The 25,679-nt window shown below is 48.8% G+C and carries 32 protein-coding genes and 1 pseudogene; 22 read left to right on the forward strand and 11 right to left on the reverse strand.

The window, feature by feature from the left end; translation table 11 throughout:
- Nucleotides 1–20 precede the first annotated feature (20 nt).
- The 4 genes from BP758_RS09375 (at nt 21) to BP758_RS09390 (ending at nt 5,275) form a co-directional block, all read left to right on the forward strand.
- Nucleotides 21–2,213, forward strand: coding sequence for an elongation factor EF-2 (locus tag BP758_RS09375; RefSeq protein ID WP_292370611.1), 2,193 nt, complete (start codon nt 21–23; stop codon nt 2,211–2,213).
- A gap of 150 nt (nt 2,214–2,363) precedes the next feature.
- Nucleotides 2,364–3,179, forward strand: coding sequence for an ion transporter (locus BP758_RS09380; RefSeq protein WP_292370612.1), 816 nt, complete (start codon nt 2,364–2,366; stop codon nt 3,177–3,179).
- Between the two features lie 93 nt (nt 3,180–3,272).
- Entirely contained in the window at nt 3,273–4,637 is a 1,365-nt protein-coding gene (locus BP758_RS09385) for a M20/M25/M40 family metallo-hydrolase (RefSeq protein WP_292370613.1), read from the forward strand.
- A 272-nt stretch (nt 4,638–4,909) separates the two neighbouring features.
- Complete coding sequence (locus BP758_RS09390) at nt 4,910–5,275, forward strand: hypothetical protein (protein WP_292370614.1); 366 nt, start codon at nt 4,910–4,912, stop codon at nt 5,273–5,275.
- A 130-nt stretch (nt 5,276–5,405) separates the two neighbouring features.
- On the opposite strand, the gene BP758_RS09395 is transcribed toward BP758_RS09390, so the two are convergent.
- From BP758_RS09395 to BP758_RS09405, 3 genes are all read right to left on the reverse strand, one after another.
- Nucleotides 5,406–5,804 (reverse strand): pyridoxamine 5'-phosphate oxidase family protein, encoded by a 399-nt coding sequence (locus BP758_RS09395; protein ID WP_292370615.1) that lies wholly within the window; start codon nt 5,802–5,804, stop codon nt 5,406–5,408.
- A gap of 182 nt (nt 5,805–5,986) precedes the next feature.
- Nucleotides 5,987–6,427 (reverse strand): hypothetical protein, encoded by a 441-nt coding sequence (locus BP758_RS09400; RefSeq protein ID WP_292370616.1) that lies wholly within the window; start codon nt 6,425–6,427, stop codon nt 5,987–5,989.
- Nucleotides 6,428–6,633: 206 nt separating this feature from the next.
- Complete coding sequence (locus BP758_RS09405; RefSeq protein WP_292370617.1) at nt 6,634–7,188, reverse strand: TATA-box-binding protein; 555 nt, start codon at nt 7,186–7,188, stop codon at nt 6,634–6,636.
- 194 nt (nt 7,189–7,382) lie between these two features.
- On the opposite strand from BP758_RS09405, the gene BP758_RS09410 reads away from it, so the two are divergent.
- The 6 genes from BP758_RS09410 (at nt 7,383) to BP758_RS09435 (ending at nt 10,685) form a co-directional block, all read left to right on the forward strand.
- Entirely contained in the window at nt 7,383–7,574 is a 192-nt protein-coding gene (locus BP758_RS09410) for a 30S ribosomal protein S17e (RefSeq protein ID WP_292370618.1), read from the forward strand.
- A 287-nt stretch (nt 7,575–7,861) separates the two neighbouring features.
- Nucleotides 7,862–8,098 carry a hypothetical protein gene (locus tag BP758_RS09415; RefSeq protein WP_292370619.1) on the forward strand — a complete coding sequence of 79 codons (237 nt, stop codon included), beginning with the start codon at nt 7,862–7,864 and terminating at the stop codon, nt 8,096–8,098.
- A gap of 221 nt (nt 8,099–8,319) precedes the next feature.
- Nucleotides 8,320–9,372: a Fic family protein gene (locus BP758_RS09420; protein ID WP_292370620.1), complete on the forward strand. Its 1,053-nt coding sequence runs from the start codon at nt 8,320–8,322 to the stop codon at nt 9,370–9,372.
- A gap of 82 nt (nt 9,373–9,454) precedes the next feature.
- Complete coding sequence (locus BP758_RS09425) at nt 9,455–10,000, forward strand: cysteine hydrolase family protein (RefSeq protein WP_292370621.1); 546 nt, start codon at nt 9,455–9,457, stop codon at nt 9,998–10,000.
- Nucleotides 10,001–10,131: 131 nt separating this feature from the next.
- Nucleotides 10,132–10,446 (forward strand): DUF4258 domain-containing protein, encoded by a 315-nt coding sequence (locus BP758_RS09430; protein ID WP_292370622.1) that lies wholly within the window; start codon nt 10,132–10,134, stop codon nt 10,444–10,446.
- Entirely contained in the window at nt 10,443–10,685 is a 243-nt protein-coding gene (locus BP758_RS09435; RefSeq protein ID WP_292370623.1) for a type II toxin-antitoxin system MqsA family antitoxin, read from the forward strand. Before BP758_RS09430 ends, BP758_RS09435 begins: the two co-directional genes overlap by 4 nt.
- Nucleotides 10,686–10,733: 48 nt before the next feature.
- Here the strand turns inward: BP758_RS09435 and BP758_RS12350 are convergent.
- Nucleotides 10,734–10,829 (reverse strand): annotated as a pseudogene (locus BP758_RS12350) (cell filamentation protein Fic); the annotation flags it as partial.
- Nucleotides 10,830–11,030: 201 nt separating this feature from the next.
- Here BP758_RS12350 and BP758_RS09440 point away from each other — a divergent pair.
- Nucleotides 11,031–11,162, forward strand: a complete 132-nt coding sequence (locus BP758_RS09440; protein ID WP_292370624.1) for a hypothetical protein — start codon at nt 11,031–11,033, stop codon at nt 11,160–11,162.
- Here the strand turns inward: BP758_RS09440 and BP758_RS09445 are convergent.
- The gene (locus tag BP758_RS09445; protein WP_292370625.1) at nt 11,157–11,522 is read right to left on the reverse strand and encodes a type II toxin-antitoxin system death-on-curing family toxin; all 366 of its coding nucleotides are present in this window, start codon (nt 11,520–11,522) and stop codon (nt 11,157–11,159) included. The genes BP758_RS09440 and BP758_RS09445 overlap by 6 nt on opposite strands.
- A gap of 182 nt (nt 11,523–11,704) precedes the next feature.
- Between BP758_RS09445 and BP758_RS09450 the strand changes: the two genes are divergently transcribed.
- The 3 genes from BP758_RS09450 to BP758_RS09460 all read left to right on the forward strand — a co-directional run bounded on the left by BP758_RS09450 (nt 11,705) and on the right by BP758_RS09460 (nt 12,573).
- Nucleotides 11,705–11,896: a hypothetical protein gene (locus BP758_RS09450; RefSeq protein WP_292370626.1), complete on the forward strand. Its 192-nt coding sequence runs from the start codon at nt 11,705–11,707 to the stop codon at nt 11,894–11,896.
- A gap of 141 nt (nt 11,897–12,037) precedes the next feature.
- A complete protein-coding gene (locus BP758_RS09455; RefSeq protein ID WP_292370627.1) occupies nt 12,038–12,196 on the forward strand; it encodes a hypothetical protein in 159 nt (52 codons plus the stop codon).
- 2 nt (nt 12,197–12,198) lie between these two features.
- Nucleotides 12,199–12,573 carry a PIN domain-containing protein gene (locus tag BP758_RS09460; protein WP_292370628.1) on the forward strand — a complete coding sequence of 125 codons (375 nt, stop codon included), beginning with the start codon at nt 12,199–12,201 and terminating at the stop codon, nt 12,571–12,573.
- Nucleotides 12,574–12,858: 285 nt separating this feature from the next.
- On the opposite strand, the gene BP758_RS09465 is transcribed toward BP758_RS09460, so the two are convergent.
- Nucleotides 12,859–13,125 carry a MarR family transcriptional regulator gene (locus tag BP758_RS09465; RefSeq protein ID WP_292370629.1) on the reverse strand — a complete coding sequence of 89 codons (267 nt, stop codon included), beginning with the start codon at nt 13,123–13,125 and terminating at the stop codon, nt 12,859–12,861.
- Nucleotides 13,126–13,216: 91 nt separating this feature from the next.
- Between BP758_RS09465 and BP758_RS09470 the strand changes: the two genes are divergently transcribed.
- The 7 genes from BP758_RS09470 (at nt 13,217) to BP758_RS09500 (ending at nt 22,213) form a co-directional block, all read left to right on the forward strand.
- On the forward strand, nt 13,217–14,248 hold the full coding sequence (locus BP758_RS09470) for a tRNA-guanine transglycosylase (RefSeq protein ID WP_292370630.1): 1,032 nt from the start codon (nt 13,217–13,219) through the stop codon (nt 14,246–14,248).
- Entirely contained in the window at nt 14,245–15,087 is an 843-nt protein-coding gene (locus BP758_RS09475) for a hypothetical protein (protein WP_292370631.1), read from the forward strand. The genes BP758_RS09470 and BP758_RS09475 overlap by 4 nt, the downstream gene beginning before the upstream one ends.
- The gene (locus BP758_RS09480) at nt 15,080–16,261 is read left to right on the forward strand and encodes a BREX system ATP-binding domain-containing protein (protein ID WP_292370632.1); all 1,182 of its coding nucleotides are present in this window, start codon (nt 15,080–15,082) and stop codon (nt 16,259–16,261) included. Before BP758_RS09475 ends, BP758_RS09480 begins: the two co-directional genes overlap by 8 nt.
- A gap of 129 nt (nt 16,262–16,390) precedes the next feature.
- Nucleotides 16,391–18,667, forward strand: a complete 2,277-nt coding sequence (locus BP758_RS09485) for a DEAD/DEAH box helicase (protein ID WP_292370633.1) — start codon at nt 16,391–16,393, stop codon at nt 18,665–18,667.
- A 10-nt stretch (nt 18,668–18,677) separates the two neighbouring features.
- Entirely contained in the window at nt 18,678–19,640 is a 963-nt protein-coding gene (locus tag BP758_RS09490; protein WP_292370634.1) for a PD-(D/E)XK nuclease family protein, read from the forward strand.
- A gap of 57 nt (nt 19,641–19,697) precedes the next feature.
- A complete protein-coding gene (gene dpdA, locus BP758_RS09495; protein ID WP_292370635.1) occupies nt 19,698–21,416 on the forward strand; it encodes a tRNA-guanine transglycosylase DpdA in 1,719 nt (572 codons plus the stop codon).
- Nucleotides 21,417–21,463: 47 nt separating this feature from the next.
- A complete protein-coding gene (locus BP758_RS09500; protein WP_292370636.1) occupies nt 21,464–22,213 on the forward strand; it encodes a hypothetical protein in 750 nt (249 codons plus the stop codon).
- Nucleotides 22,214–22,219: 6 nt separating this feature from the next.
- On the opposite strand, the gene BP758_RS09505 is transcribed toward BP758_RS09500, so the two are convergent.
- The 5 genes from BP758_RS09505 to BP758_RS09525 form a co-directional block, all read right to left on the reverse strand.
- Nucleotides 22,220–22,345, reverse strand: a complete 126-nt coding sequence (locus tag BP758_RS09505) for a hypothetical protein (protein ID WP_292370637.1) — start codon at nt 22,343–22,345, stop codon at nt 22,220–22,222.
- 91 nt (nt 22,346–22,436) lie between these two features.
- Nucleotides 22,437–22,694 (reverse strand): winged helix-turn-helix domain-containing protein, encoded by a 258-nt coding sequence (locus tag BP758_RS09510; protein WP_292370638.1) that lies wholly within the window; start codon nt 22,692–22,694, stop codon nt 22,437–22,439.
- Nucleotides 22,695–22,993: 299 nt separating this feature from the next.
- Nucleotides 22,994–23,491: a hypothetical protein gene (locus BP758_RS09515; RefSeq protein ID WP_292370639.1), complete on the reverse strand. Its 498-nt coding sequence runs from the start codon at nt 23,489–23,491 to the stop codon at nt 22,994–22,996.
- Nucleotides 23,463–24,527, reverse strand: coding sequence for a helix-turn-helix domain-containing protein (locus tag BP758_RS09520; protein WP_292370640.1), 1,065 nt, complete (start codon nt 24,525–24,527; stop codon nt 23,463–23,465). Before BP758_RS09520 ends, BP758_RS09515 begins: the two co-directional genes overlap by 29 nt.
- A gap of 136 nt (nt 24,528–24,663) precedes the next feature.
- Nucleotides 24,664–24,822 carry a hypothetical protein gene (locus BP758_RS09525; RefSeq protein WP_292370641.1) on the reverse strand — a complete coding sequence of 53 codons (159 nt, stop codon included), beginning with the start codon at nt 24,820–24,822 and terminating at the stop codon, nt 24,664–24,666.
- Nucleotides 24,823–25,244: 422 nt separating this feature from the next.
- Here BP758_RS09525 and BP758_RS12355 point away from each other — a divergent pair, with 422 nt between their 5' ends.
- Nucleotides 25,245–25,643, forward strand: a complete 399-nt coding sequence (locus BP758_RS12355) for a DUF1016 N-terminal domain-containing protein (RefSeq protein ID WP_394339201.1) — start codon at nt 25,245–25,247, stop codon at nt 25,641–25,643.
- The last annotated feature ends 36 nt before the right edge of the window (nt 25,644–25,679 follow it).

The following is a 25,679-nucleotide window of genomic DNA, read 5'->3' on the forward strand; positions in this document are numbered from 1 at the left end:
CTTTTTTCGAGGTTATTTTCATGTCACGCGGCAAAAAAACGGTAGAGCGCGTAGTCGAGCTCATGAAAGACCCCAAGCACATCAGGAACATTGGTATCGTGGCCCACATCGACCACGGCAAGACCACGCTTTCCGATAACCTGCTTGCGGGCGCCGGTATTATCTCAGAAGAACTCGCGGGCAAACAGCTCTTCATGGATTCGGATGCAGAAGAGCAGGCCCGCGGTATCACGATCGATGCGTCGAACGTCTCGATGGTGCACGAAGTCGAAGGCCAGGATTATCTCATCAACATGATCGATACGCCGGGCCACGTTGACTTCGGTGGCGACGTTACGCGTGCAATGCGTGCGGTCGACGGCGCCGTTGTGCTCGTCGATGCAGTCGAAGGCACGATGCCCCAGACCGAGACCGTGCTCCGGCAGGCATTAAAGGAGCAGGTCCGCCCGGTCCTCTTCATCAACAAGGTTGACCGGCTGGTTAACGAGATCAAGGTCGACGAGACCGAGATGCAGATCCGGCTCGGGAAAGTGATCGACAAGGTCAACAAGCTCATCAAGGGCATGAACGAGGAAGCCTACAACAACGGCTGGAAACTCGATGCCTCGAAAGGAACGGTTGCCTTCGGGTCCGCGCTCTACAACTGGGCTATCTCTGTCCCGTACATGAAAAAGAGTGGCGTCTCCTTTAAGGACGTTTTCGAGAAGTGCCGGGCCGGCGACATGAAGTTCCTCGCAAAGAACAGCCCGCTCTACGAAGTCGTGCTCGACATGGTCGTCCACCACCTGCCAAACCCGCTCGAGGCCCAGCCCCGGCGTGTGAACGTTATCTGGCACGGAGACCACTCGACAAAGGAAGGGAAGGCAATGCTCGCCTGCGACCCGAACGGTCCGGCAACGATGATGGTTACCGATATCTCGTTTGACCCCCACGCGGGCGAAGTTGCAACGGGCCGTCTCTTCTCCGGGACGCTCCGGCGCGGCGACAGCCTCTACGTCATGGGTTCCGCCAAAAAGGAGAACCGTCTCCAGCAGGTTGGTATCTTCATGGGCCCGAAGCGTGTCGAGGTCGAGGAGATTGTCGCAGGAAACATCGCGGCAGTCACCGGCCTTAAGGACGCCATTGTCGGTTCGACCGTCACCTCCCTCATGGAGATGTCGCCGTTTGAGTCGCTCAAGCACTACTCCGAACCGGTCATGACCGTTGCCGTCGAGGCAAAGAACATGAAGGACCTGCCCAAGTTAGTCGAAGTGCTCCGGCAGGTTGCAAAGGAAGACCCGACGCTCGTTATCGCTATCAACGAAGAGACCGGTGAGCACCTGATCGCCGGTATGGGCGAGCTGCACCTTGAGATCATCACCGGCCGTATCAAGCGCGACAAGGGTGTCGAGATCGTCACCTCCGAACCGATTGTCGTGTACCGTGAGACCGTTACCGGCAAGGTGGAGAATGTTGAAGGAAAATCCCCGAACCGCCACAACCGGTTCTACTTCACGCTCGAACCGCTGCCGGATGAGATCGTTACCATGATCAAGGCCGGCGATGTCTCGATGAACCAGCAGGCCATCGAACGCCGTGACGTGCTCTTAAAGGCAGGCATGGACAAGGACGAGGCGAAAAACGTCAAGCATATCAAGGGCACGAACATGCTCATCGATATGACCAAGGGTGTCCAGTACCTCAACGAAACAATGGAACTCATCATCGAAGGTATCAACGAAGCCCTTGCCGGCGGCCCGCTCGCTGACGAGCCCGTCCAGAACCTCAAAATGACCCTGACCGATGTCAAGCTCCACGAAGATGCAATCCACCGTGGCCCGGCACAGGTCATCCCCGCCGTCCGTGGCGCAATCAAGGGTGGTATGCTCATTGCCGGCGACTCGCTCTTGGAGCCGGTCCAGAAGATCCAGATCTCGGTCCCGATGGACCAGATGGGCGCCGCAACCTCCCAGATCCAGGGACGGCGCGGCCAGGTCTTCGACATGCAGAGCGAGGGCGACACGATCACAGTGGTCGGGAAAGCCCCGGTCGCCGAGCTCTTCGGGTTTGCCGGCGATATCCGGTCCGCAACTGAAGGCCGTGCCATGTGGAACACCGAGTTCTCGGGCTTTGAACTTGTCCCCAACAACATGGTAAAAGACGTAGTCGTTGCAATCCGCAAGAGGAAAGGCCTCAAAGAGCAGATGCCGACCCCGAGCGATTACCTCGGATAATCCCTTTCATCCTTTTTCCCTGTTCCCGTTCTTTTTTTAGCATGTTTTCCCGTCAGACGGGACCGTCTCTTTTGCGGCCGGTTTTGCCGGGTGCCCCGCATCGTTTCCTATCCTTTTTTGTGATCCGGTGGCGCACGTACCGGGGAGAATATGCCGGAAGCCTCAACGCATGCGCTGCCTGTCGGGAAGCTTGACTTCAGGGACTTAAAAGATCCCGGCTACGAGATCTTCATCATCGGGGTCTCGATCCTTTCGGTCATAAACCTCGGGCTGGTGTACATCCCGGGCCTGGACCCGGATGCGGTCAATGTAATCCTTGTCATCAACTTCTTTCTGACCGTCATCTTCATCGCCGATTTTATCTTCCGCCTGTTTTCGGCGGATTCAAAGAAGCATTACTTCTTTGCTGACTGGGGATGGGCCGACCTCCTCGCGAGCATCCCCTCCCTGCGTATCCTGAGGATCTTCCGGATCCTCAAGGCCTACCGGCTCATGAGCAAGTACGGGGCACAGAACATCTGGAACCAGCTCAAGAAACACCGGGCCGAGAGCATGCTCTATATCGTGCTCTTCTGCGTGATGCTCGTTATCGAGAGCGGCTCTGTACTCGTGCTCATGGCCGAGCGCTCGGCCCCGAACGCGAATATCCTCACGGCTTCGGATGCAATGTGGTGGGTGTACGTCACGATCACGACCGTGGGCTACGGCGACCGGTACCCGGTAACCAATGCCGGCCGGATCGTGGGCGTGCTCGTGATGACAACCGGCGTCGGGCTCTTTGGCACCCTTGCCGGGTATATCGCCAACAAGCTGCTCGCGCCGCCAGAGGACACCGAGCCTTCGGGCGATCCTCCGGCAGAACCGGCCCCGGGCCCCGGCCGCGATGCCGAGATCCTGGCCCGGCTCGACCGGATCGAAGAGGAGATCAAAAGCCGGCCGCGTCCCCCGGGGCCGGGCGGGCCGTAATACCCCTCTGTTTTTTTGGTCTCGGGCAGTTTTTCCATATGCATAAGTGGACGGCCGGGCAACCTAGAGTATACTAATACAGGAGCGGGGGCAGTGGCAGGCGCGAATGACGATCTGACCGGCGGGATGGCGGCACGGGCGCAGGCCCTCATGCCGGAGGTTACCCGGGACCTTGCCGATCTTGTCCGCTGCGCCTCGGTCTCGCTTCCCGGCCACCCGGAGGCTCCCGTCCGTGCGGCTGCGGAGAGGACGCTTGCACTTTTGAAAAAATACGGCCTCTCCTCCGCCCGGTTCATGGAGATCCCGGGCGGGTACCCGGCGGTATACGCGGAGATCCCCGCCCCGCCCGGCGCCCCGACCGTGCTGCTCTATGCCCATTACGATGTCCAGCCGGCAAAGCCGGAGGACGGCTGGGCAACCGATCCGTTCGTGCCGGTGGAAAAGGACAGCCGGCTCTTTGGCCGCGGGACTGCGGACGACAAGTCGGGGATCCTGATTATCGCTGCGGCACTATCCCTCTTCTCCGGCCATCCCCCGGTGGGCGTAAAGGTGGTGATCGAAGGCGAGGAGGAGACCGAGAGCCACCTCGACGCGTACGTGGCAGCGCACCCGGGCATCTTTTCCTGCGATGCATTCGTGATCCTCGACAACGGCAACCTTGCCGTCCGGCAGCCGGCGCTCACCACCACGCTGCGGGGAGTCGTCTCCTGCACGGTCGATGTCTCCACGCTCGACCACCCGGTCCACTCGGGGATGTTTGGCGGCGCAGCGCCGGATGCGCTCGTGGCGCTTATTGCGATCCTCTCTACCCTGCACGACCCGTCAGGCCGGGTGGCGGTCCGGGGCCTTGCGGTCTCTGCCCAGCCTGAATCGGAATACCCCGAGGCCCTGTACCGCGAAGGGGCCGGGATTCTCCCGGGCACAGCGCTGACCGGCACCGGGCCGCTTGGCGCCCGGCTCTGGTCGGAGCCGTCGGTCTCCGTGATCGGGATCGATGCGGCCTCCGTTGCCGGCTCGGCAAACATCCTCATCCCCCGGGCCCGGGCAAAGGTCAGCCTCCGGATCGCCCCCGACGCCGACCCGGCCCGCGAACTCTCCCTCCTCATGGCCCACCTGCGGTCCGCCGCACCCTGGGGCGCAAAGGTCGAGGTGACAGAGACCGGCCGGTCTGCCGGGTTTGTCTGCCCGGCCGGCCACCCGGCAACCGCTGCGGCAAAAGCAGCACTTGCGGCAGCGTTTCATTGCCCGGTGCGGGAGAAGGGAAGCGGCGGCTCGATCCCGCTCCTTGCGCTGCTGCACGCGGCAGCGCCAGAGGCCGGCTTTGTCCTCATCGGCGCAGAAGACACGGCCTGTTCCCGGATCCACGGGACAAACGAGAGCGTGGACCTTGGCGAGGTAGAACGCTGCATCACGGGCCTCGCACTCTTTTTCGAAGGCTTTTCCCGCCGGCCGCAGTGACCGTGTTACGGACCCGGCCCGGGTGTCCCCGGTGCCGGTCCGCGAGCGGCCGTTTTCCGGGAGCAGAGCCGTACGCTGCAAAGACAACGCCCGCTGCAACCGATGGGATGAGGGTCGGGTGTGCGGCAAAAAAAGGCGGTGCCCTGGGACTCATCCTGGTTTGTCGGGATCTGGAAAATCCGCCCGTCTTTTTTTCTATTTTCCCCAAATATATAACAAGGGCCATGAAACAGGGGGATCATCCCACAAGGGATAGGACAACAGTGAGAAACATGACCCACTCCATAACCAGAATGATGGGATGGGAGATCGGGAATGGACCGGCCCTTGCCCGCGGTATTGCGGTCTTCGCCTTCCTCCTTGTCGCCCTCCTGGCCTTTACGGCCCCGGCAATGGCAGTAGAAAACGGCGGAAATCTTTACGCCGGATCCACATCACCGGCACAGGGAACGACCGTTGTATATTCAACGCCGGCCACAACCGTGGGAGACGATGCAGGCAGCACCATCCTCTGTCTGGGTAGCAACAAAGGCTGGAACTGTGCACCCGGAAACCCGGTTGCGACCTCCAAAGTCACCGGCTCTCCGATGGAAAATTCAAAGACCCGCGTAGTAACTCCACAAACTACACCGGCATGAAACAGAACTGGCGGGGTCGCTCCGCCAGCCTCTGTTTTTCTTATTAAAAAAACCGGTTGCAGTATCGAAATGAAAAAAAAGTCCCGTGCGTTTTTTTCGGGAGCGAAAGGGTACCGGGTAAAAAAAGAGATTAGAGGATCTTCGAGCCCGCGCCCGGCCCGGGCTTAACCTGGAAGACGTCGGTGATCGCAAGGACGATCGCGGACTTTGCGACAAGGTTTGGCTTGAGCTCTTTTATCCAGGCCGCGTCCTCCCTGAAGATCTCGTCACCGGTATGGATGGTGGTGGTTCCCTTGATCTGGAAGCCGCCCTTCTCGCCCCACCAGGTGATCCCGGCGTGCGGGTTCTCTTTTAGGTTCGCGAGCGTCTTGTTGAAGAACTGGTCCGAGATGAGCATGGTCCCGTCATCGAGCAGCTTGAATGCGCCGATGGGTACAGCGTTTGGGACGCCCGCTTTTGAAGCGGTGGAAAGGTACACGAGCTTTGTTGCGGCAAGAGACTCTTTTATTTCAGCGGTAAGTTTTACCATGGAAATTGTTCCTCCAGAGGAAGTATTCCGAAACGTGAGAGATAAGGGTTTTGGAGGGGTGGGAGCCCGGGGCCGTCCCGGACTGCCACCTTTTTTGTTCCGCGAAAAATTTTTCCTGCCCGGCTCGTTGCCCGGGTATGATAAAAAAATCCCGGCACACCTGCCGGGCATGTTTTTTTAGGTCAGGTAAGCCGGCTCTGCCCGGGCCTGATTGGCAGTCCTTTCCTGCTGCTGCCGCCCGAGACGCCATAGCCGACCGGGGCAGAGAGGCAGCTTTTGTTCCCGCGCCGGACCTCCGGCTTCATGGTCCCGTCGGTCTGCATGATCATGACCATGACCGGCGCATCCGGTGCCGGGGGTACGGGTTCCACGGCGCGGGGCTGGCCTGCCGGAACAGCCGTACAGTCCCGTTCCTGCGGCGCGGTCACGTCAGGAGCAGCGCACTCAATGGACCCGTGTTCCAGGACCGGGTGTTCTGTATGTTCCCGGGACATTTCCCGGTAATCTCCCTTGAGGTCCAGAAGGTCCGCGGTGAATTTTTTCACCAGCATGCCAACCCCTCCGACACTCGTTTCCAGTGCTGCAAGGCGGTTCTCGCCGGCATCACTGCCAGATAGTTCCACAGGTGTGATGATGGTCTCCTTTTTTTAAAACAGGTTCAAATCGAAAAACACCCGGGAATATCCGGCGGCAACACGATCTGCCTGTATACCTACAGGTGCGGCCCGCCACATATAGTACGGGGTAGCCGGTTCTTCAGCAAATTTGTTTTTTTATTATTTCGCGCCCGAATACGGTGCAGAAAAAAGGGATTGCCTGGGTGGAAATTTTACATGATACTTTCGAGTTTCTGCGTGAGGATATCGAGTCCCTTCTGGATGTCTTCGAGATTTTTCCCCCCGGTAAGAATGAGTTTTCCCGAAGAGAAGATCAGGACAACGATCTTCGGGTCTTTTATCCGGAACACGAGGCCCGGGAACTGTTCGGGCTCGTACTCGGTGTTCTCCAGGTTGAGCGTGACAACGACCTTGTTGAGGTTGATGTACCGGGCAAGATCGTAGGAGCAGACCATGTTCGTGATAACGACCTGCGGCTCTTTGAGCGTTGGAAAACCCGCGCTGTTCATGGCGTTGACAATGACCTTGAGCCCTTCGGTGAGCCCTTCGGGAGAACGGATCCCGGTCATCACGATCTTGCCCGAAGAGAAGATCAGGGCTGCAATTTTCGGGTTCTTGATACGGTAGACCGCGCCGGGGAACCGTTTCTTGTTGAGTTCGCAGTTTTCCAGGTTCTCTGCCAGTGCGGCAAGATCGATGGACTCTGCGATGGCACCGGATGCAACGATGTTCTCGATTTTCAGGGATTCAAAACTTTTACCGGCCATCTTCTACTCTAATGACGTGCGTTACAGCATAAGGTTATGGACGGGCAGGGCCCTCCCGCCCGGTCCGGTGCGTGCGGGGGTACGGGCCCCGGCAGGCTTTATTAAATAATGCAGGCTGCTGCCCGGGGACGATACCCATACCCTTATCCCCTTCTGCCGCCTTTTAAGAGAACAACTACCCGGAGTGGGTTATCATGGGAATCAAACCGTCCTATATCAAGAATCTCGGTACAACGCTTCTTGCCAAGCAGCGGGAGTACTTTACGAAAAACTTCGATGAGAACAAGAAGCAGCTGTCCGTTTCGGCAAGCATCCCCAGTAAGCGCGTGAGAAACCGGATCGCCGGCTACATCACCCGCCGGATGAACGCGAAGAAGCGTACATAACCGCCCGTTTTCTCCCCTTCCCGGGTCTGGTGTGGCGGCTCCGGACCGGAAGGGATATGCCTTTTTTACCTTAATCCTGATTCCTGCCAGCCCTGCGCCTGTACGGACGTTTTCCCCGACGGGATTATTGTACCTACAGGAAGGACTCTATAGTCACGAGCCGTTGTATTCCCCGTGACTGGTATGAAATAACACAAAATTCAGGGTTTTTTTGACAATCTTGCCTTAAAATCTAAAAAAAATTCTCATATCCGGTTTCAAAAAATCATGAAAGGAGCTGAACAATTTTGACAACTACACCAACCCACGATACAAAAACAACCAATAATTCAATCCCGAAAACCTCTCCCGCAACCCCGGGGTCCGCCACGGGTGCGCACTCGTCCGCGGCGCCAAAAGTCTCATCACCGGCCGGAAAAGGCGTGAAATCGTTAGTCCATGAATCGCATAAGACCGGGTACAAAAAGGACCGCCCCATGGCAGTGGCCGGAGCAAAGGCCCCTCAGGAGCCGGCCCGGAAATAAGCCGGTTGTTCTTTAAAAAACCGGCCGTTTTCTTTAATTTTTTTAGGATAAAGATCGATGCGCAGGTTGATGCCCGGTGGTATGTACCGGGATCTGCCGTACCGTGCCAACACATTTTTTAGATCTTTTTTTCCCGCTGATGATGATTCCCGCGCTCCCACACAGCGACCGCAATAACCAAGAAGGACAAAAGGATATATCAGTGATATACAGGTATGCTCATGGAGAATTCCCGGAACTTTTCGCCGGTTTTTACGTACACCCACGCGATGGTGAGCCGGCTTGCAGCGATAGCAGCGGCCCGCGAAGTGATCCTCCATGCCCGCCTTGTCCCGAAATGGGAAGTCTCGATCCGCCGGGAGCAGCTGGTCCTTGCAGCCCATGCATCTACGGCAATCGAGGGAAACCCGCTCTCGCTTGCTGAGGTGAGCCGGCTCGCACAGGGCCGCGAGGTGATGGCGGCCCGGCGGGCAAAAGCTGAGGTGCTCAATTACCTTTTTGTGCTGGAGCACATCGACCGGTACCAGCAGGAGGGCGCGGTTACCCGGGAGCATCTTCTTTCTATTCACCGGGATATTACGCGGGAGACACTTGATTCCCCGGCAGCGGAAGGAGCGTTCCGCACGGTAAAAGTGGTGGTGGGAAACCGGATTACCCGCGAGGTCGTGTACTCTCCGCCACCGGTAAAAGAAGTTGTCCCGCAGGTGACTGCCCTTCTTGACTGGCTTAATTCAGAAGCGGCGCACGGGATGCACCCGGTGATTGCTGCCGGGATTGCGCATTACGAGCTGGTGCGGATCCACCCGTTTGTGGACGGGAACGGGAGGACTGCCCGGGCTCTTGCTACGCTTGTCCTTGCAATGCGGGAGTTTGATATTAAGCGGTTCTTTACGCTGGATGATTTCTACGACAGCGACCGACCTGCGTATTACCGTATCCTCAAAGAGGAGAACCTGGCGTACCCGGACTGCACGGTGTGGCTGGAATATTTCCTTTCCGGTGTGGAGGTCTCGCTCGGGCGCGTGAAGGAACGGGTATTGTTACTCTCGTCCGATGAGCACCGGAAGGTAAAAGGGGGCCAGGTGGCGCTGTCGGGGCGACAGATGAAGATTGTCGAGTTCATCCACGCGAACGGTTCGGTGAAAAGCGGGGACCTGATGCGCCGGTATGGCATTTCCCGGCAGGCTGCCGGCAAGGAACTTCGTGCGATGGTGGGACAGAACCTGATCCGTCCGGAGGGGAAAGGACGGGCGACCCGATATGTGATGGTGTGAATCTGGTTGTCGATTCAGTTGTCGATTTGGTTGTCGATTCCGTTTGGGGGACTGATCCGGTGATATTTTTCAGGGAGGATGTATGAAGCAGGCGTTACTTGTCATCGATGTGCAGAACGAGTATTTCACCGGGGCGCTGCCGGTAACGTACCCGGAGGGGAGCCTTGCAAATATTACCCGGGCCATGGACCATGCGCACGCGTCCGGGATCCCGGTGGCAGTGATCCGGCACACGAGCCCGGACCCGGGTGCGCCAGCGTTCCGGAAAGGTTCGCACGGCTGGGAGCTCCACGACGAGGTAAAGAAGCGGCACGCGGATATCGTGATCGACAAGGCCCTGCCCGGGAGTTTTACCGGCACGGACCTCGGGGCGTGGCTTGCAGAAAACGGCATCACGACCGTCACGATCTCGGGCTACATGACCCAGATGTGCTGCGACACGACCGCACGCCAGGCCGTGCACCTCGGCTATGCCGTCAACTTCCTCTCCGATGCCACGGGTACGCTCGCGGTCTCAAACGCTGCCGGGTCGGTCACGGCCGAGGAGCTGCACCGGGCGATCCTCGTGACGCAGCAAATGCGGTTTGCGAGAGTGATGGGGACGGAGGAGTGGGTGAAGGAGAAATAAAAATGGCTAAAACGATCCATAGTCCGGCCTGATCTGGTTCGTCTGCTGCCCCTTACCGGATTTTTCTCTGCATAAGAAAACCACAACGCAAATGTTCTGTTACCGGCAATGATGAATGGGGGCAAAAAAGCATGGAAAAAAAACCTGCGGCAAAAATGTTCCCGGAACATGTCCGGCTCATCTTCCGCATTCATGCACTCCGACAGATGTTTTTGCGGCAGATATCTGATGGTGAAGTTGTGGAATTGCTGAAGTGTGGTACCATAATAGAGGATTACCCGGACGATCAGCCCTATGCCAGCTGTCTTGTATCCGGCATGGTAAACCACCGGCCTCTCCATGCGGTTATGGCATACAATAATGTAGATCGTGAAGCAATTGTGATCACAGCATACGAACCGGACCCGGCGGTCTGGTCAGAAGATTATACCAGGAGGAAATCATGAAGTGCGCAATCTGCCGGCACGGGACAACCCGGGAAGGGACGACAACGGTGACGTTCGAGCGTGACGGGATGACGCTGGTGGTCAAGGAAGTCCCGGCCCGGATCTGCACCAACTGCGGCGAGGATTATGTTGACGAGAAGGTCGCCCATGAGATCATGGAGATGGCCGGGCGCATGGTAAAAAGCGGCGCACTGGTGGATGTCCGGCGGTATGTGCCCGGCCCTGCCGTGCCGTGCTAAAACTTTTTTTTTCCGAGATCTTTTTATTGCATACGGCCGGATGGCTGCCCACCGGTGGAACCGGGAGCCCCGGTGGGACCGGACGCGGTACCCGATGGCGGGGATCATGCCGGGATTATAGTACTTGATCGTCCGTTTTACCTTTTTGTGCCCCCCCGGTCTGAACTGTCAGGTATTTCCTGACGGTTGAAGCCGGATCGGGTTCTCTTTCTTCAGGGATATTTTTGATATGAAGGCTGACATTCCTGTCGGGTAAAGCGCCGCGACGAGGAGGTTTCCGATATTGTGATTTGGTGTAACCTTACCGTAATTATTTTAGCCTCACCGGTATACTGATATAATACCATGACCGCTGTGGTCAAAGATCCAAAAGAGTGCCGACAGGAAAAAGAGGTACTGACGCCCACCCGGAAAAAGAATCTGGATGAGACCAAGCATAAGTACCACAGGGCGCTTGAGCAGCTGAGCCGGTTATAATCCCGTCTTTTCTTTTAACCACGTTTCGACAGATTCCATTGTGTGTTTGTATTCTGCCACTTCCAGCATGAACGCGACGACTTCGTCATCCGTTGCGCTGATCAGGTATCCCTGATCCCGTACCAGGTTATCAGCGGCAACAAACGCAGTTCGTTTATTCCCGTCAACGAAGGGGTGCCCGGTTGCTATCCCGTGGAGGATGATCGCGGATTTTCTCAAGAGTTTTTTGCTTCGGTTTACCTGGTAGATTACGTAATCCAGCGTCCCGGTGTCGCGTATGCCGGGTGTTCCGCCAAAATCCCGCAGAATATCTGCATGGATCTCGATAATCTCCCGGGAAGTGATCTCGTTTTCCGACAAAATACTCTCCGTTACACAGAGTTGTGAACTGATCAATGATCAAATCATCGCTGGTAAGAAAATGTTTGATCGGGCTCATGTCCCGGGAGTTTCACCGGCACAAATCCCGGGGCGTGGCTTGCAGAGAACGGCATCACGACCGTCACGATCGCGGGCTATTTGACCCGGATGTCGCCAGCGATATGACCGCACGCCAGGCCGTGCACCGGGGCTATGCCTTCAACTTCCTCTCGGATGCCACGGGCACGCTCGCGGTCTCAAACGCTGCCCGAGTCGGTGACGGCCGAGGAACTGCACCGGGCGATCCTCGTGACGCAAGCCAGATGCGGTTTGCGAGAGTGATGGGGACGGAGGAGTGGGTGAAGGAGAAATGAAAGAGCCGGGGTAAAGAGGCCCGGTTTTTGCCGTTTTATTTTTTTCTCGCGGATCTTTTCCGGAGATACCCCCGGGAATCTCCACGGTGCAAAGAAACTTATTTCTTATGGAAAATCTACATACTCACCAGGTACCAGTTCATGACATCTGTCATCCATAGCTCCGCTGTCGTGCAGGTTTCTGCGGGATCAGCAAAGAAAACCCGGGCCAAAAGCAAGGCCTCCCCAAAAGGGATCTTCGGGCTGCTCCCAGACTGGAAGATCGATACCCAGGAATTCCGTGACGAAATGCGCGATTAACAATGGCCTCTTTTTTTGCAGATTCATACGCCATTATTGAAATCCTGAAAGGAAACGAACGTTACTTCCCCTATATGGCCGGGCACCTGGTAACAACAGAGTTCAACATCTGCGAAGTTGCATTTGCCGTATGCCGGGACTACCCGGAAAAAACCCGGCAGGTGATGGCCCGTGTTCGAAAGATGGTTGCCCTTGTGCCAACCACGGATGAAGATTATTGCGAGGGTGCGGCCATGAGAAGAAAAACAACTCGTACCGGCAAAAAGCTCTCCACGATCGATTGTGTCGGCTATGCTGTTTCCTGCCGGCAAAAAATCCCGTTCCTCACGGGGGATCGTGAATTTGAGGACATCGATAATGTTGAATTTGCCCGGTGACCCGGGCGATAAGCCCCTTTTGAAGCGTCCGTGCGTATCCGCACGCCAGGCTGTGCATCTCGGCTATTCAGTAAACTTCCTCTCGGATGCCACGGGCACGCTCGCGGTCTCAAACGCTGCCCGAGTCGGTGACGGCCGAGGAGCTGCACCGGGCGATCCTCGTCACGCAGCAGATGCGGTTTGGCCGGGTGACGGGGACGGAGGAGTGGGTGAAGGAAACCCGGTGAGGCGACGGGGCACGGACGCTCAAGACGCCGCGTGGGCTTATGGCCTGTCCAATGATCCTTACTCCCTCAATTTTTTCCCCATATCTTTCATAATATCTTCAAATTTCACTTTGTTTATTTTATAAAATTTTTTTCTTCCATCTGAAGGATCAGGACGTTTAGCTAAATATCCCGCCTTTCCGAGTTTTCCTAAAATTGCGCTAGTGTAATTTTTATCATGTTCAAGTAGTTTGATCGCATTTGGAAAAGTAAACTCCTCATATTGATATTCTGAAAATATCTTCGAGAGAGCTTCCAAGAGATATTTTTGAATAAATTCTGCCATGCTTTTCCAGAGCAGAGTTTATTTGATAGATACTTATAATTATAAGTAGTCTAATTATTAATTAGTCTAATTATTTGTTAGACTTTTTACCATGTTGCAAACGCAAAAATGTATTGAAACTCCCCATGGGACATTAGAAACCCCGGTATTTTTTCCGGTTTTTCATCTAAACACCCGTGGTTCTGGCTCGTGTCCTAAGTATTGGAATGAAATTCCCGAACTTAAGACAATGCTCGTCAATGCTCACGGAATTCAAAAATCCGAAAGATTCCATCGTATTCTTAAAAATGGGTTCCAAGAGCAATTCCATTTTCCAGGTATAGTATTTGCAGACAGTGGAGGTTTACAAAATCGTCTCAACAATCTCAAACTCGATCCGGTGGAGATATTACGCGTTCAAGAAGGGATTGGAGCCGATATAGCGGCCACTCTCGATATGCCCGTTCTTGCTAACGACAATATCTCTGCCACAACCCACGCAGAAAATGTGAAAGCTACTGTGCAGAATGCAATTACTGCTCTAAAATATCGAGAGCGGGAGGATATGTTGCTGTATGCAGTAATTCATGGAAATGATCTCAAAGTCATGACAAACATGATTGACTATCTAAAAAGGAAAGGGAATTTCGACGGCTACGCCGTTGGTGGTTTGATCTTCAAACGATCAAACTATCGTCAACTCATCGATCTCATTATTAATCTCAGAAAACGAGCCGGGGAAAAACCGTTACACGTATTTGGTCTTGGTGGGCCGTTAGTAATTTCTCTCTTAACCTATCTTGGCGTAGATTCCTTTGATTCCTCATCGTTTCTGTCTGCGGGATCGCAACGCGTGTATTTCACGCCAGATCATGGATCCCGACAATTTCGAGAAATGCCCCAGACTCCCTATCTACCCTGTATTTGTCCGGTTTGCAGTAAAAATACCTTTGAACAGATTCGATCCCAACGGCGTCTCATCGGTATGCACAATTTATGGATGATTGCTCATGAACTTCGCAAACTGAAGGTGCATATTCTCGATCAGGACTTAGAGGATTATCTTGACAATCGGTTTGCAAACCGTCCCCAGATTAAGATTGCGTACAAGTATGCAAAAGCAAAAACAGGAGGTTTCGTATGAGACAAACCATGCGTCCCGTAACCCTCAGTCGTGTTGCCGAAACTGCATATTTTGCTGAAAAGGTTTCCTCATTTTCCCGGCAAGAGCTGGCGGTCGTTCTGAAATCCTCTGAAGATCGTGGCAAAGAGATTGCCGAAGAAGTTGTGAATATGGGCCTGCTGAAAAAAGAGGACGATAGATATACGAGAACTACGAAATGTTCCCAATTTTTAGCCTTAATCCGGTCAAATAATTGGGCCGGTATCCATGAGATGATGATGGACTATTCGTTTTATCAAACGTTTTTTACTATTCTCAAGGACTCAAATCCATCAACTCCTGAAGAAATATTAACTATATTACAAACCTCGTCAATTCCCTTCAATCAAGCCTCTCGGGACGTTTTATGTGATTGGGGTGAACGTCTAGGATCCATTCAGCGGAATATTTTCAGTAATCAATATTTCACAACAAGCCCTCTAGTGTCCCCATTTATTCCAAAATTTCTTGAGGTCTATCAATCCTTAAACATCAAGACCGGACTTTCTCTTCGTCAGCGATATGTGGAGATCCCCAAAGTTCGTGAGCATGTATGTCAAAAATTGCGAATTTCTCGCGATACCTTTGATATGCATTTTATTCGGCTCTGCATGAAAAATATCGGGAAGATCGAACTTGCAGGGGCTCCAGTGACGACTCATGCCAAACGCTCCGCAAATAAAGTAAAAAATGTTCAGTTCGTCGAATTGCCTGACAAAATGACGATGAAATTATCCTCAAATCATTTTCTTAACGGCCTGAAAATTGGCCCGAAATCCTATTATTACGTTGCCTATCACGGTGGTGAACTTATTGACTGATTACACTCTGACTCTAAAAAAGAAGGATTATTCGAAGTATGGCCTTGAAGGAAACCCGTTCCCATTTTCGGGAGTTCCCGATGAACATCCAAGCGTGTATATCGGGCAGGATGATGTGCTTGAAAAAATAAATTCCGTGTTGTCATCGACGGTTCTTTCTGCTCAATCCAATCATATCATCGTAACTGGATCCTATGGCAATGGAAAAAGCCATACTCTGAAATTTATCAAAACGCATCTTCGCGATCAATTTTCTGAAAGATCTCAAACTCCGATTTGTGTGGGATATGTATCTCAACCCGGTGAAAATTTCATCGATATTTATACGAAATTCATGTATGATCTGGGGTATTCCTTTGTCAAACATCTCTCTCACAAATATCTCGGTCTCGTTGCATTTCAGATGTCAAAAGATGGTCTGATTGAAGAAAAAGTCCGGAAAGGTCAAGGATGGAAAGAGATCGAGAAAGGAGCTGTTCTCTTATCGGATATTGTACCAACGGCCATTCAGAAATTGAATGACGGGATTAAATATGTCGATTACACGAGAGCCTTCATTGCATTATCGTATGAAGAAAATTCCGTATATTCCTGGGAATGGTTGTGCGGAGAAGGGGTGGAATACAGCAAACGCCAGGAACTCAGCCTTGGAAAAAATATCAATGATACAAACTCGATACGGGCATTTAGTGCTCTGAAATATATCCTCAAAGAACTCGGTTATGCATCGCTCGTTCTTCTCATTGATGAGTTTGAGTATATCGAATCGCTCCCTCCGATGAAAAAACAAAAATTACTCAATTCCCTCCGTCATATTATCGATCTCAACGGCGAAGGGTTGTCACTTATCATTGCCTGTGCGCCGGAAGTTTGGCAAAATATTGTTGCCGAATACCATGCTTTCTCGGAACGAATTGGAAAAGAGGCAAATTTGAAACCTCTTGATCAGGAAAAGATCCGAATGCTTCTGATTTCTTACCTTAATAATAAACGAAGAAAACGAAATAACACATTTACTCCCTTTACTGAAGAATCAATTGAGTGTATTTTCATGCACTCTCAAGGGAATACTAGAAGAGTCATCTCATTATGTAGTCAAGCATTGGATTTTTCAGTAGAGTTTAATAAACAATATATTGATCAGGATGTTTTAGACTCAATAATCTCAAGTTAATTTTTCGAGCTATGTTTTTCCGATTTTAAATGGAGATTTAAATTCCACTATGCCATTAGGGGGGAATGATCTTTCCATAAGTTTATCTTTGTCATGTATGATATCAAGTACAATTATCGGATCGATAATATGAATTTTCAAGAATTCAGAGACATATTAGAGCCTCAATTGAGATACTCACTCATTCAAATTGATGCAACGGGAACTCAAACACTAACGGAACAGGGGGGTGTTATAACTCATGATTCTGGTCCTCTCCAAGTAATTGCAGGTCCGGGCTCCGGAAAAACTGAAACTTTAGTATTACGAACCCTGAAACTAATTTTTGTTGATAATGTTAATCCGAAAGCAATTATAATCACAACATTCACTGAAAAGGCTGCAAAGAACCTCCAAGATAGAATTCTCTATTTATCAAATTTTATTTTTTTAAGACACCCTCAACTACAAGAAACTATCAACATCTATAATCTTCGCATTGGGACCCTTCACAGTCTATGTGCAGATATTATGCAAGAATATCGATATCCAAACTATCAAAATTTTAGATTGATGGATGATCTTGAACAATTTTTATTTATTTTTAAGCATTCCGCATTGGTAAGAAATTTAGATAATCATTTTATGCCAGTTTTCAATCAGTTTGATTATCTGTTTGCTGGCTATGATCCCATTAGTGGATACACTGGTTGGACAAATCGACAATATTCCCCAAATAGATGGCAACGAACTAGAGCGGCAATATTACTTTTTAATAGAATAACCGAAGACCTAATTGATGTAACTAGATTGCAAAGCGAGGGTGGTGCGTGGGGCTTATTATACGAAGCCTATAACGATTATCGAAATCTCTTGTTGCAAAATAGTAGATGTGATTTTGCGGTTATCCAGAGTATATTTTTAGAATTCTTACGTTCCGATTACGGCCATCGTTTCATAAATGGTGATGAGTTAAATAGTCAAATTCATCCAGGTATTCGTTTTGTCATGGTCGATGAATATCAAGATACAAATCCTATCCAAGAAGGGATATATTTTGAACTAACTCGTCAGTCACACAATCTGTGTGTTGTTGGTGATGACGATCAGTCTCTTTACCGATTTAGGGGAGCAAGTGTGGAATGTATGATTACATTCGATCAAGTATGTCAGCAACAATGGCAAATCTCGAGTACCCCCAGATATCTCAGTATTAATTATCGCTCGCATGAAAAAATTGTAGATTATTGCGATGCATATATTCGCTCCTTTGGCGAAATGCGTGTCCCCGGTGCTCGTGTCGCCAACAAACCTCAATTACAGCATGGTAGTTCAATAACTGGAAATTATCCATCCGTTGCGTATATCGAAGGGAAAAATATCGCATCTCTTGCTCAAAATTTTGCACACGGTATTCGTTATTTATTGGACAATGATATTATTCAAAATGAAAATCAGTGTGTCTTATTAATGAAATCTGTAAAGGAGACCGCCCATAATGCAGCTCCTTTCTCTAATGCATTAAGGCAGGTCAACATTCGGCCATATAATCCTCGTTCACGAAAATTTTTGGAACATGAAGAAATTATGGTTGCCCTTGGGGCATTTATACAACTTGTTGATCCAAATTTAAGGGGAATAAATGGTGTATCCGGTGGAAGTCAGGTTAAATTAAATATTCGCAATATGGTCCTTCGATGGGTTAATGCATATACCAATATGCAAAATTCGGATAATTTGAAAACGTATGTTCAAAGATCAAGGCAAAATATCCTGGCATTTCCAGTAAATACATGGATAAATGTTTCCATGGGAGATATTTTTTATCGCATTATCTCTCGTGAACCGTTCACTCATTGGAAAGATGATGTTGAGAGAACATATAGACTTGGCAAATTATCTTCGTTATTTGAACAATATTCCTCTATCCCTTATATTGAAAATCCTGGGACAAACCGTGGTCAATTGCGAACAAGTAGAACTGTGGGTGCCGGAATAAGCTATACTTGGTTGAGTGATTTTTATAACACATTTATTGGCCGTTTGATATATACAGGGATGAACGATCCTGAAGATGAAGAGTTAATCTCTCCTCCTAATATGCTACCAATAATGACCGTCCATCAAGCAAAAGGCTTAGAATTTGATTTTGTATTTGTCTATGGATTAAATGAAGACGAAGATCCTACTAAAGAAGAAATTCGGTTGGAAGATGATTTTTTGCCATTTAGATTATCGAGACCAATTATTCGCAATACTGCTCAACAACGAAGTGCTCAGGATCTTATAAGGTTTTATTATGTTGCCTTCTCTCGCGCCAAGTGGACATTAATTCATTTAGTATTGGCCTCACATATTAAAAATCAAAGACGAGGTATAATTGGTTGTAATAAATCGGAGTTCAAACGATTAGTTCAGAAAATGTAGGGGTATTGTCATGTCATGGTCCGATTTTAACAATCTTAACATCTCCCAAAGGGAGTCTCCAATTGTTTTACCCTCGTATAGTGTAACATCAGATATCCTATCTTTCCAGGTTTGCCCTCGGCAATATGGTTTTTTCACATATAGGGGTTATAAGTCGGAACATAATGTTCAATTCTGGTTCGGTACAATTATTCATCAAGTCCTTGATAAGTTGCATTTACAATACAAAGGCCTTTTAAATCCCCTCTTGGTGAATCAATTACCTTCAAATGAGGACATCTCTCGGTATTTCACTCAAATTAATTCAAGTTTAAGAGCACGAGGGATTAGAGCATATAATAAAGAAAATGAAAATCGTGCTCTAGAAATATTGAAGAGATTCAATCAATATGAAGGATTACGACTTTATCCGAAAATAAAAGATACGGAGTGTGCGTTTCAAAGTCAACGTGGGACGTTCATTTTGAAGGGTGTTGTTGATATTCTTAAGGATATATCTGAAGAAATTATCCCAGAGGGTTATGAAGCAGTTGAAATATTAGATTATAAGGCTTCAAAGAATCCCTTATATCAAGAGAATACTCCCCAGAATCAACGGAAATTAAGAAATTACCAATTTCAATTATTGGTGTATGCACAATTATATCGTGAAAGGACAGGGTATTACCCTAAAAAGGGAATCCTGTATTTCTTAAATGATCTTATGGATGCTACTGAAACTCCTCATTCCCCCGAGCAAATATTGATGTTGCGCAATCAAGCGACATATGTTGTAGATTTTACAAATGAAGCTGAACTTGATCAAATACATCATGCGATGACTGAATTTGAAAGTGTTGTTCAACAAATTGAAAACTGCAAACAAGTTGACTGCTGGGACCCCCCCCAAAGTCATCCTGATCGTGATACCTGCGATACTTGTGACATGAGGTGGGATTGTCCTCATGGCCCACCAGATTTAAGATATCCATAATCCCACTTAATAAATGATATAAAAACAAATTTTATCCTTTAATACCAATGTTAACCAATGCGCTTCTTCATTCCCGAATGGGACGACCGGGTAGACCCCGGTTATAATTTTTTAACAGATACCCATTCGGCATTACATACTGCGAGTCCCATGGAAAATGATTCCTATATGTGGGATATCTTCGGTAGAGAGAATCTCCCGTTTGATGGAGTACTTGTCTCTATTGTAACCCTTCTACAAAATACGAAAAAATATCAATCTATTCGTGATAAAGGGATCCACAATTTCTTAGGACTATCTCATGATTTCCCAATTCTTGCAGACTGTGGCGCATTTTCGTATATTGATCAAGAAACACCCCCTTACAAAACGCCTGATGTCTTAAAACTATATTCTGATTTAGGCTTTAATTACGGTGTAAGTATTGATCACCTTGTTGTACCGATGTATGCTGACCAAAATCAACAGAGAATTGATGTCACTTATAAGAATGGTATTGAGGCTTATTCAGAATGGAAAAAGAAATACAAAGAAAATTTTCAATTGATTGCAGCGGTACAGGGTGCCGAAATAAGTGATTATATTTCAATGTTTGATAAGTTCTATCGGAAGGGAATTAGGCACTTTGCGTTTGGTGGTTTAGTACGCGCACAGACGCCTTTTATCATTCAATTGATCAACGCATTGATAGAAAACATCAAAAATACAAACAAAAAACCAGAGTTCTTCCATTTTTTTGGAGTATCTCGATATTTCCTATTTCCAAAATTTCAAGAACTTGAGGATATGAGCATCCCTACATCATTTGATTCTGCCTCTTATCTTCGAAAAGCCTGGCTCACTTCAGCACATACGGAATTTAACTATATTGATCAATCATTGACGGGTTATTCTGCAATTCGTATTCCCTCAAAACTTACAAAAGAAGAATTAAAGATCATCACACCAGAAGAATATGAAATCTTATCGCGTAACTGTCTCGATGTTTTAAGAAGATATGACCATCGTAATCTATCTCTTAAAGAAACAATGGTTGAATTGAAAAAATTTGTTGAACAAATTCATGAGGACCCTGTAATTTTACAATATTACGAACGAACTTTGAAGGCTCGTCCTTGGAAAAAATGCCCATGCCCAATATGTAAAGATATAGGGATTGATGTCGCGATATTCCGTGGGAACAATCGCAATCGTCGGCGAGGTTTTCATAATGTGTACACATTCGGGAAAATTTTGGAGGATATGTCAAAATGGGAAGAATGCAGAAAAAAAGAAATCGCAAAACTTCTCCCCTCCCTCGAACGATCTAATCTTGACTTTTTAAGGGATAAAAAAAACGTTTTAATTATAACTGGTTGTTCGAAAAACAAACTAAATTGCCTCGCCGCATCAAATGGTGGCGTGAAGGCAGAGGAGCTTTATCAAGGCACTCTCTTTAAAAAAGTCAGAGCTTATGCTGAAGCAATGCGGTTCGATTATCGTATTATTTCTGCAAAACATGGGTTAATCCCCCCCGATTTTAATCTTACAACCTATGATCAACGGTTGAATACTATTTGTGATGTGGAAAAAATTCGGCCCGAAGTTGAAATGAAACTTATGCAAGATCTCTTAAAATATGACCTAATTGTAGTAATTGCCGGGGAAAAATATCGATTGGTCGTTGGAAATTTAATTAATAACCGATTTAGATTTCTCAAAGCAAAAGGCATTGGTGAGATGATTAAAATAGTCTCAAACGCTACTCCGAAAAACAAAAAGATATCTGACTTTTAGATCGAAATCCTATTAATAATATTAAAATAAATTATCCCTCATCCATTATGAATGATAATGCTGGGGAGTGCCAAAATTTAAAAAACACAGTTGATGAATTAACCCGATACCGATTGAAATGTATTTTGACGGAATATAAAGCCTTACGAGATGAGATTATTAAATGTTCAGATCGACAGCTTTCTCTATTTTACTATTTAGTTTTAATATTAACTGCTTTTTATGGGATTATGGGAACGGCTTATGTTTCAGGTCATGACTTGTTTTTTTTGTTAATTCTCATTCCGTTTTATGCTTCTCCTTTTATTCTTCGATATTCTTGGGAACAATATAACACCGCAGTTATAGGGAAATATATCTCCGATGAAATTGAAGCTAGACGGATCCCTGACTTGCTTGGAGAAAGATCTTCTGCAAATAAAAAGCGATTTGACAAATATTGGATCGGTTGGCAGCACTACTGGGATGATGTAGGATGGCAACCAAATATAGTATTTAGTGTTTATAAGAAACACACCGCTGTATTAATATTATTGTTTATCTCCTTTAGCCCTGCAATGATCTATCCATTTTATTATCTTGGTTTAAACTATCATCAGTTGATTAGTCAAGGTATTGTGGGATATCTTATTATCGTAGGGGATATTGGTATTTTTGCGGCGCTTTGTATCCTTTTGTGGATTATTTATAGTTCAATCTTAAAATATGAAAAAATGTCCGCTAAACTAAAATCCCGGGAGAACGAGTCTCAGTTTTTTCCCAATGATTCTAATAATGAAAAACGCGGTATCCCTTAACAAATTTCAAAATATGTAGTTGTGCCTTTCGTATGTGTCTAAATCTCCACCACAGTCCCCGATGATATCTGCATGAATTTCAATTATTTCTTGGGCTATGTGCGTATTTTTAGATGATTTGAAAATCTTCATGAGTCACGGAACCGGATCAATGTTTAAATTTTGTTCCCCCACTGTGGCAAAAATTTCCGGATCGGCCGCACGGGACAATCAAATCCCCGTCTCATTCCTCTTTCCCCTCAATTATATTGACAACTTTCTTCCCAACATCAGTAATTCTGTAATAACGACCCATCCGCTCATCTGGTGTCAAACACTCCACGAGTCCTTTTTCAGTAAGTTCGATAATTGCCCTGCTGATTGTTGAGCGTTCGATATCCAATTGTTTGGCAAGATCTGTCGGAGAATTGGGTTTGGCGAGAGCTTGGAGTACTTTTTTCCTGACTCTCCCCCGGCCAACAAAACTTACCAGGTCATACATCTAGTCAGAATGGGGAAAAATGTGTGATGAATTTACGTAGTAAACACATATTAAATACGTAGCAAATTATTTCCCGCTGCGCGCCGAAATACTTCCCCGGTGTCTGGTGACAAGTTTCGTCACCCCGGATCAATACACCAAACCTTGGCGCTTATCCCCCGGCTGTAATACGTCGTAGTTGACAAAAGCGTCCGGGTTTTTCCGGGAAAATCTCACCAGCCACCGGACTTTTAGCATGCGCTCGGGCGTGGGGGCGGTAAGCCCATTTTCAAACGTTCTGTTAAAAAAAAATCCCGCCGTTATTTTCGCCAGTGGGCGATCCGCTCTTTGCACTCCTTTTTTGGCAGGTAACTGTTGTGGCCAATAACCTGCTCTAAGGCTATGGCTGCTTCAAGTTCAGTGATAAGTTCATCATGAATTAGATAGTCAAGGATCCACAAAATCCCGTGGACTTCGACCCTGGAAGACTGAGCAAACGTCCTGAGTGCATCATCGCCGGTAAGGAGAATTGTTTCCAGGTCACGAGCCAGCAGGAATGCGGAAATATCGTAAACGGAGAGATTTTTATGATCACGGCGGAGCTGGAGCAGTGCTTCAGTCTGCGGGCCGGATAAATCCCTTTTTTCAAGACCCGCCTTTTCGAACAGGGAAAATGGCGGATTAATGAGTTCCCTGTCTGCGATAAGATCGCTTGTTACAAAGATGATGGGGAGATGGAACACTTCGCGTACGATTCCCCCATGAGAGACATCGAAGAGGATACCAGCATCAATCACACACGGGAATGGGGAATCCATTGTGCTCCATCATCTCGCTCTGGCAGAATTGATCAAAATCCGTACCAAGGAGTTCTGCTGCCCGGGACCGGGTTATTTTTTTCTCGATGAGTGCCCGGAAGATCAAGCGCTTCATCCGGTTCGGGCTCTCCGGTTTGGGATGATCGCCCGGTTCATTCTCCCGCCATCCGTTTGTGGTAAAAACATCAAATAACAGGCTCCATTTTGCCTCGCTGATGATGTGAAGATCGCGGGCCCGGTAAATGAGTGCCTGCATACTGATACCCCACTTGTGTTTGAGAAGATGAAGCTCGAATATGTCCAGCATCTTCCTCTTTGCCCCGAGATCCGCGATGATCCCCGGCCCCGGTGCAATGAATGCCCCGGCAAAACGGTGTGCCACAGCTTCGGTATCAAGCTCTGGGGAAATCTCCAACATAATATGGCCCAGTTCGTGGGCAAGGCTGAACCGCTGCCGGTCCCCTACAACGCCTTTTTTGACAACGATAACCGGCGTCCGCTTATCGAGAGAGAACGTCAGAGCATCAAAGTTTTCCGTACCGTCAATCTCTCCCACCTTGATCCCGTTCTGCTCAAAAATATCAATGATATTTTCAATGGGGTCCGTACCGAGTTTCCAGAAAGACCTGATATTCTGTGCTGCTATTTCTGCGTCGTCAATCGTCTGGACCCGGCGCTTCTCCTTTGGTGGCCGCCTGAACTGTTGCCGGTCTCCCACGATCTCTTCGATTTCCAGATATCTCTCGATCAGTTCTCGGATCTGCTCGTGGATCTCATTTTCTTCCTTTTTTGGCAGGGCATCGTGGTTCCGGTACAAAGGCTTGGAAAGTTTTACTTCCGCGGTCCGGAAAAAATAATCCGGGCTGACGTCAAGCGCTTTGCTGAGGCTGATGAGAACTCCGGATCGGGGAGTGTCCTTCCCGTTCTCATATTTTGATATCGCCATTGCGCTGACACCGGCTTTTTCGGCCAGAGCCCTGAGACTGAGCCCTGCCCCGGTTCGCGCCATCTTTATCCTGTCCCCTAATTGTACCATTTCACCCTCCCTGAAAGTTTACAAAATCTCTATTTTTAGAAATTTTTGTAAACTTTTGATACGTAATAGTATCCCTTGTGGATAATAAAATTATGGATGCCAAAATTACAAATAAAAAAGGGGTTCATAAAAAGGATTATTCCTCCCGGCCCCGGTCGTCTTTACAACAGGCCCGTTCTTTCTCCATCAGGTACATCAGCCATGCCGAATATATCCCGGTCCCGACAACTGCGGCCGCCATAACGAACCAGATGATCCCGACCCCGCAGTCATCGCCCAAGAGAAAGATCAGCATACACCTGCGGAAAACCCCGAGATAAATCAGGATCAGGCAGGATATGCTGAGGATAAACGTGCCCCCGTAGGCGGCTGTCTCAAGGTCCCGCCAGGTGATGTTGCAGTCCTGGAAATGCTTTGACACGGTCACTGCCTCACGGGGTATTTTCAAGGGTTTTGTTCCCGCAGGCTTACCCGCGTATGTACGAATTTGCAACCGGCATGTATAATGATTCTAGCTTGTACCTCTACCGGTCGGATCGGCACACAATCGGGCGGGAAAGGTCAGAGGAGACGGCTTGCAGGATGCCGTTTCCGGTTTGATCCATTAAAAAAACAAGGGAGAGGAACGGGAAGGCTGGGGTGCAAAGATCATCGACAGGTTATCATCTGACCCGATGCATGAATTTCCTGAAATGAAGGGATTCTTTTGTCCGGAACCTGAAATACATGAGGAAATTTGCTGAAACCTGGCGTGACCCCCAATTCGTGCAGCAGGTTGCTGCACAAATACCATGGTTCCACCATTGTATAATTCTCGATAAGGTATCTGGTCTGCCAGAACAGGAATGGTATATCCGGGAAACGATCCGGAATATGCTGGTAAACGACGGTAACCGGAACCTCCGATGGTACGGACCCCTCTGCAACAAAACTAAGGTGGTACTCCGGGCTGGTTTCATGGGATCTCATAAACGTGGATTTGGCAATCGCAAAAAGGATCGAGATCATAGGGTTCCCAGGACAGGATGCTATCTGCTATTGATATCAAGGAATCATCTCCCCATGAGGAATAACGTCATTATGCGATCCTCTGTGCTTTGTAAATACAGACTTTAACCATGCCCATTGGGACAAATTTATCCAGACATTCCT

This window comes from Methanoregula sp. UBA64, assembly GCF_002502735.1.
Classification (GTDB): domain Archaea; phylum Halobacteriota; class Methanomicrobia; order Methanomicrobiales; family Methanospirillaceae; genus Methanoregula.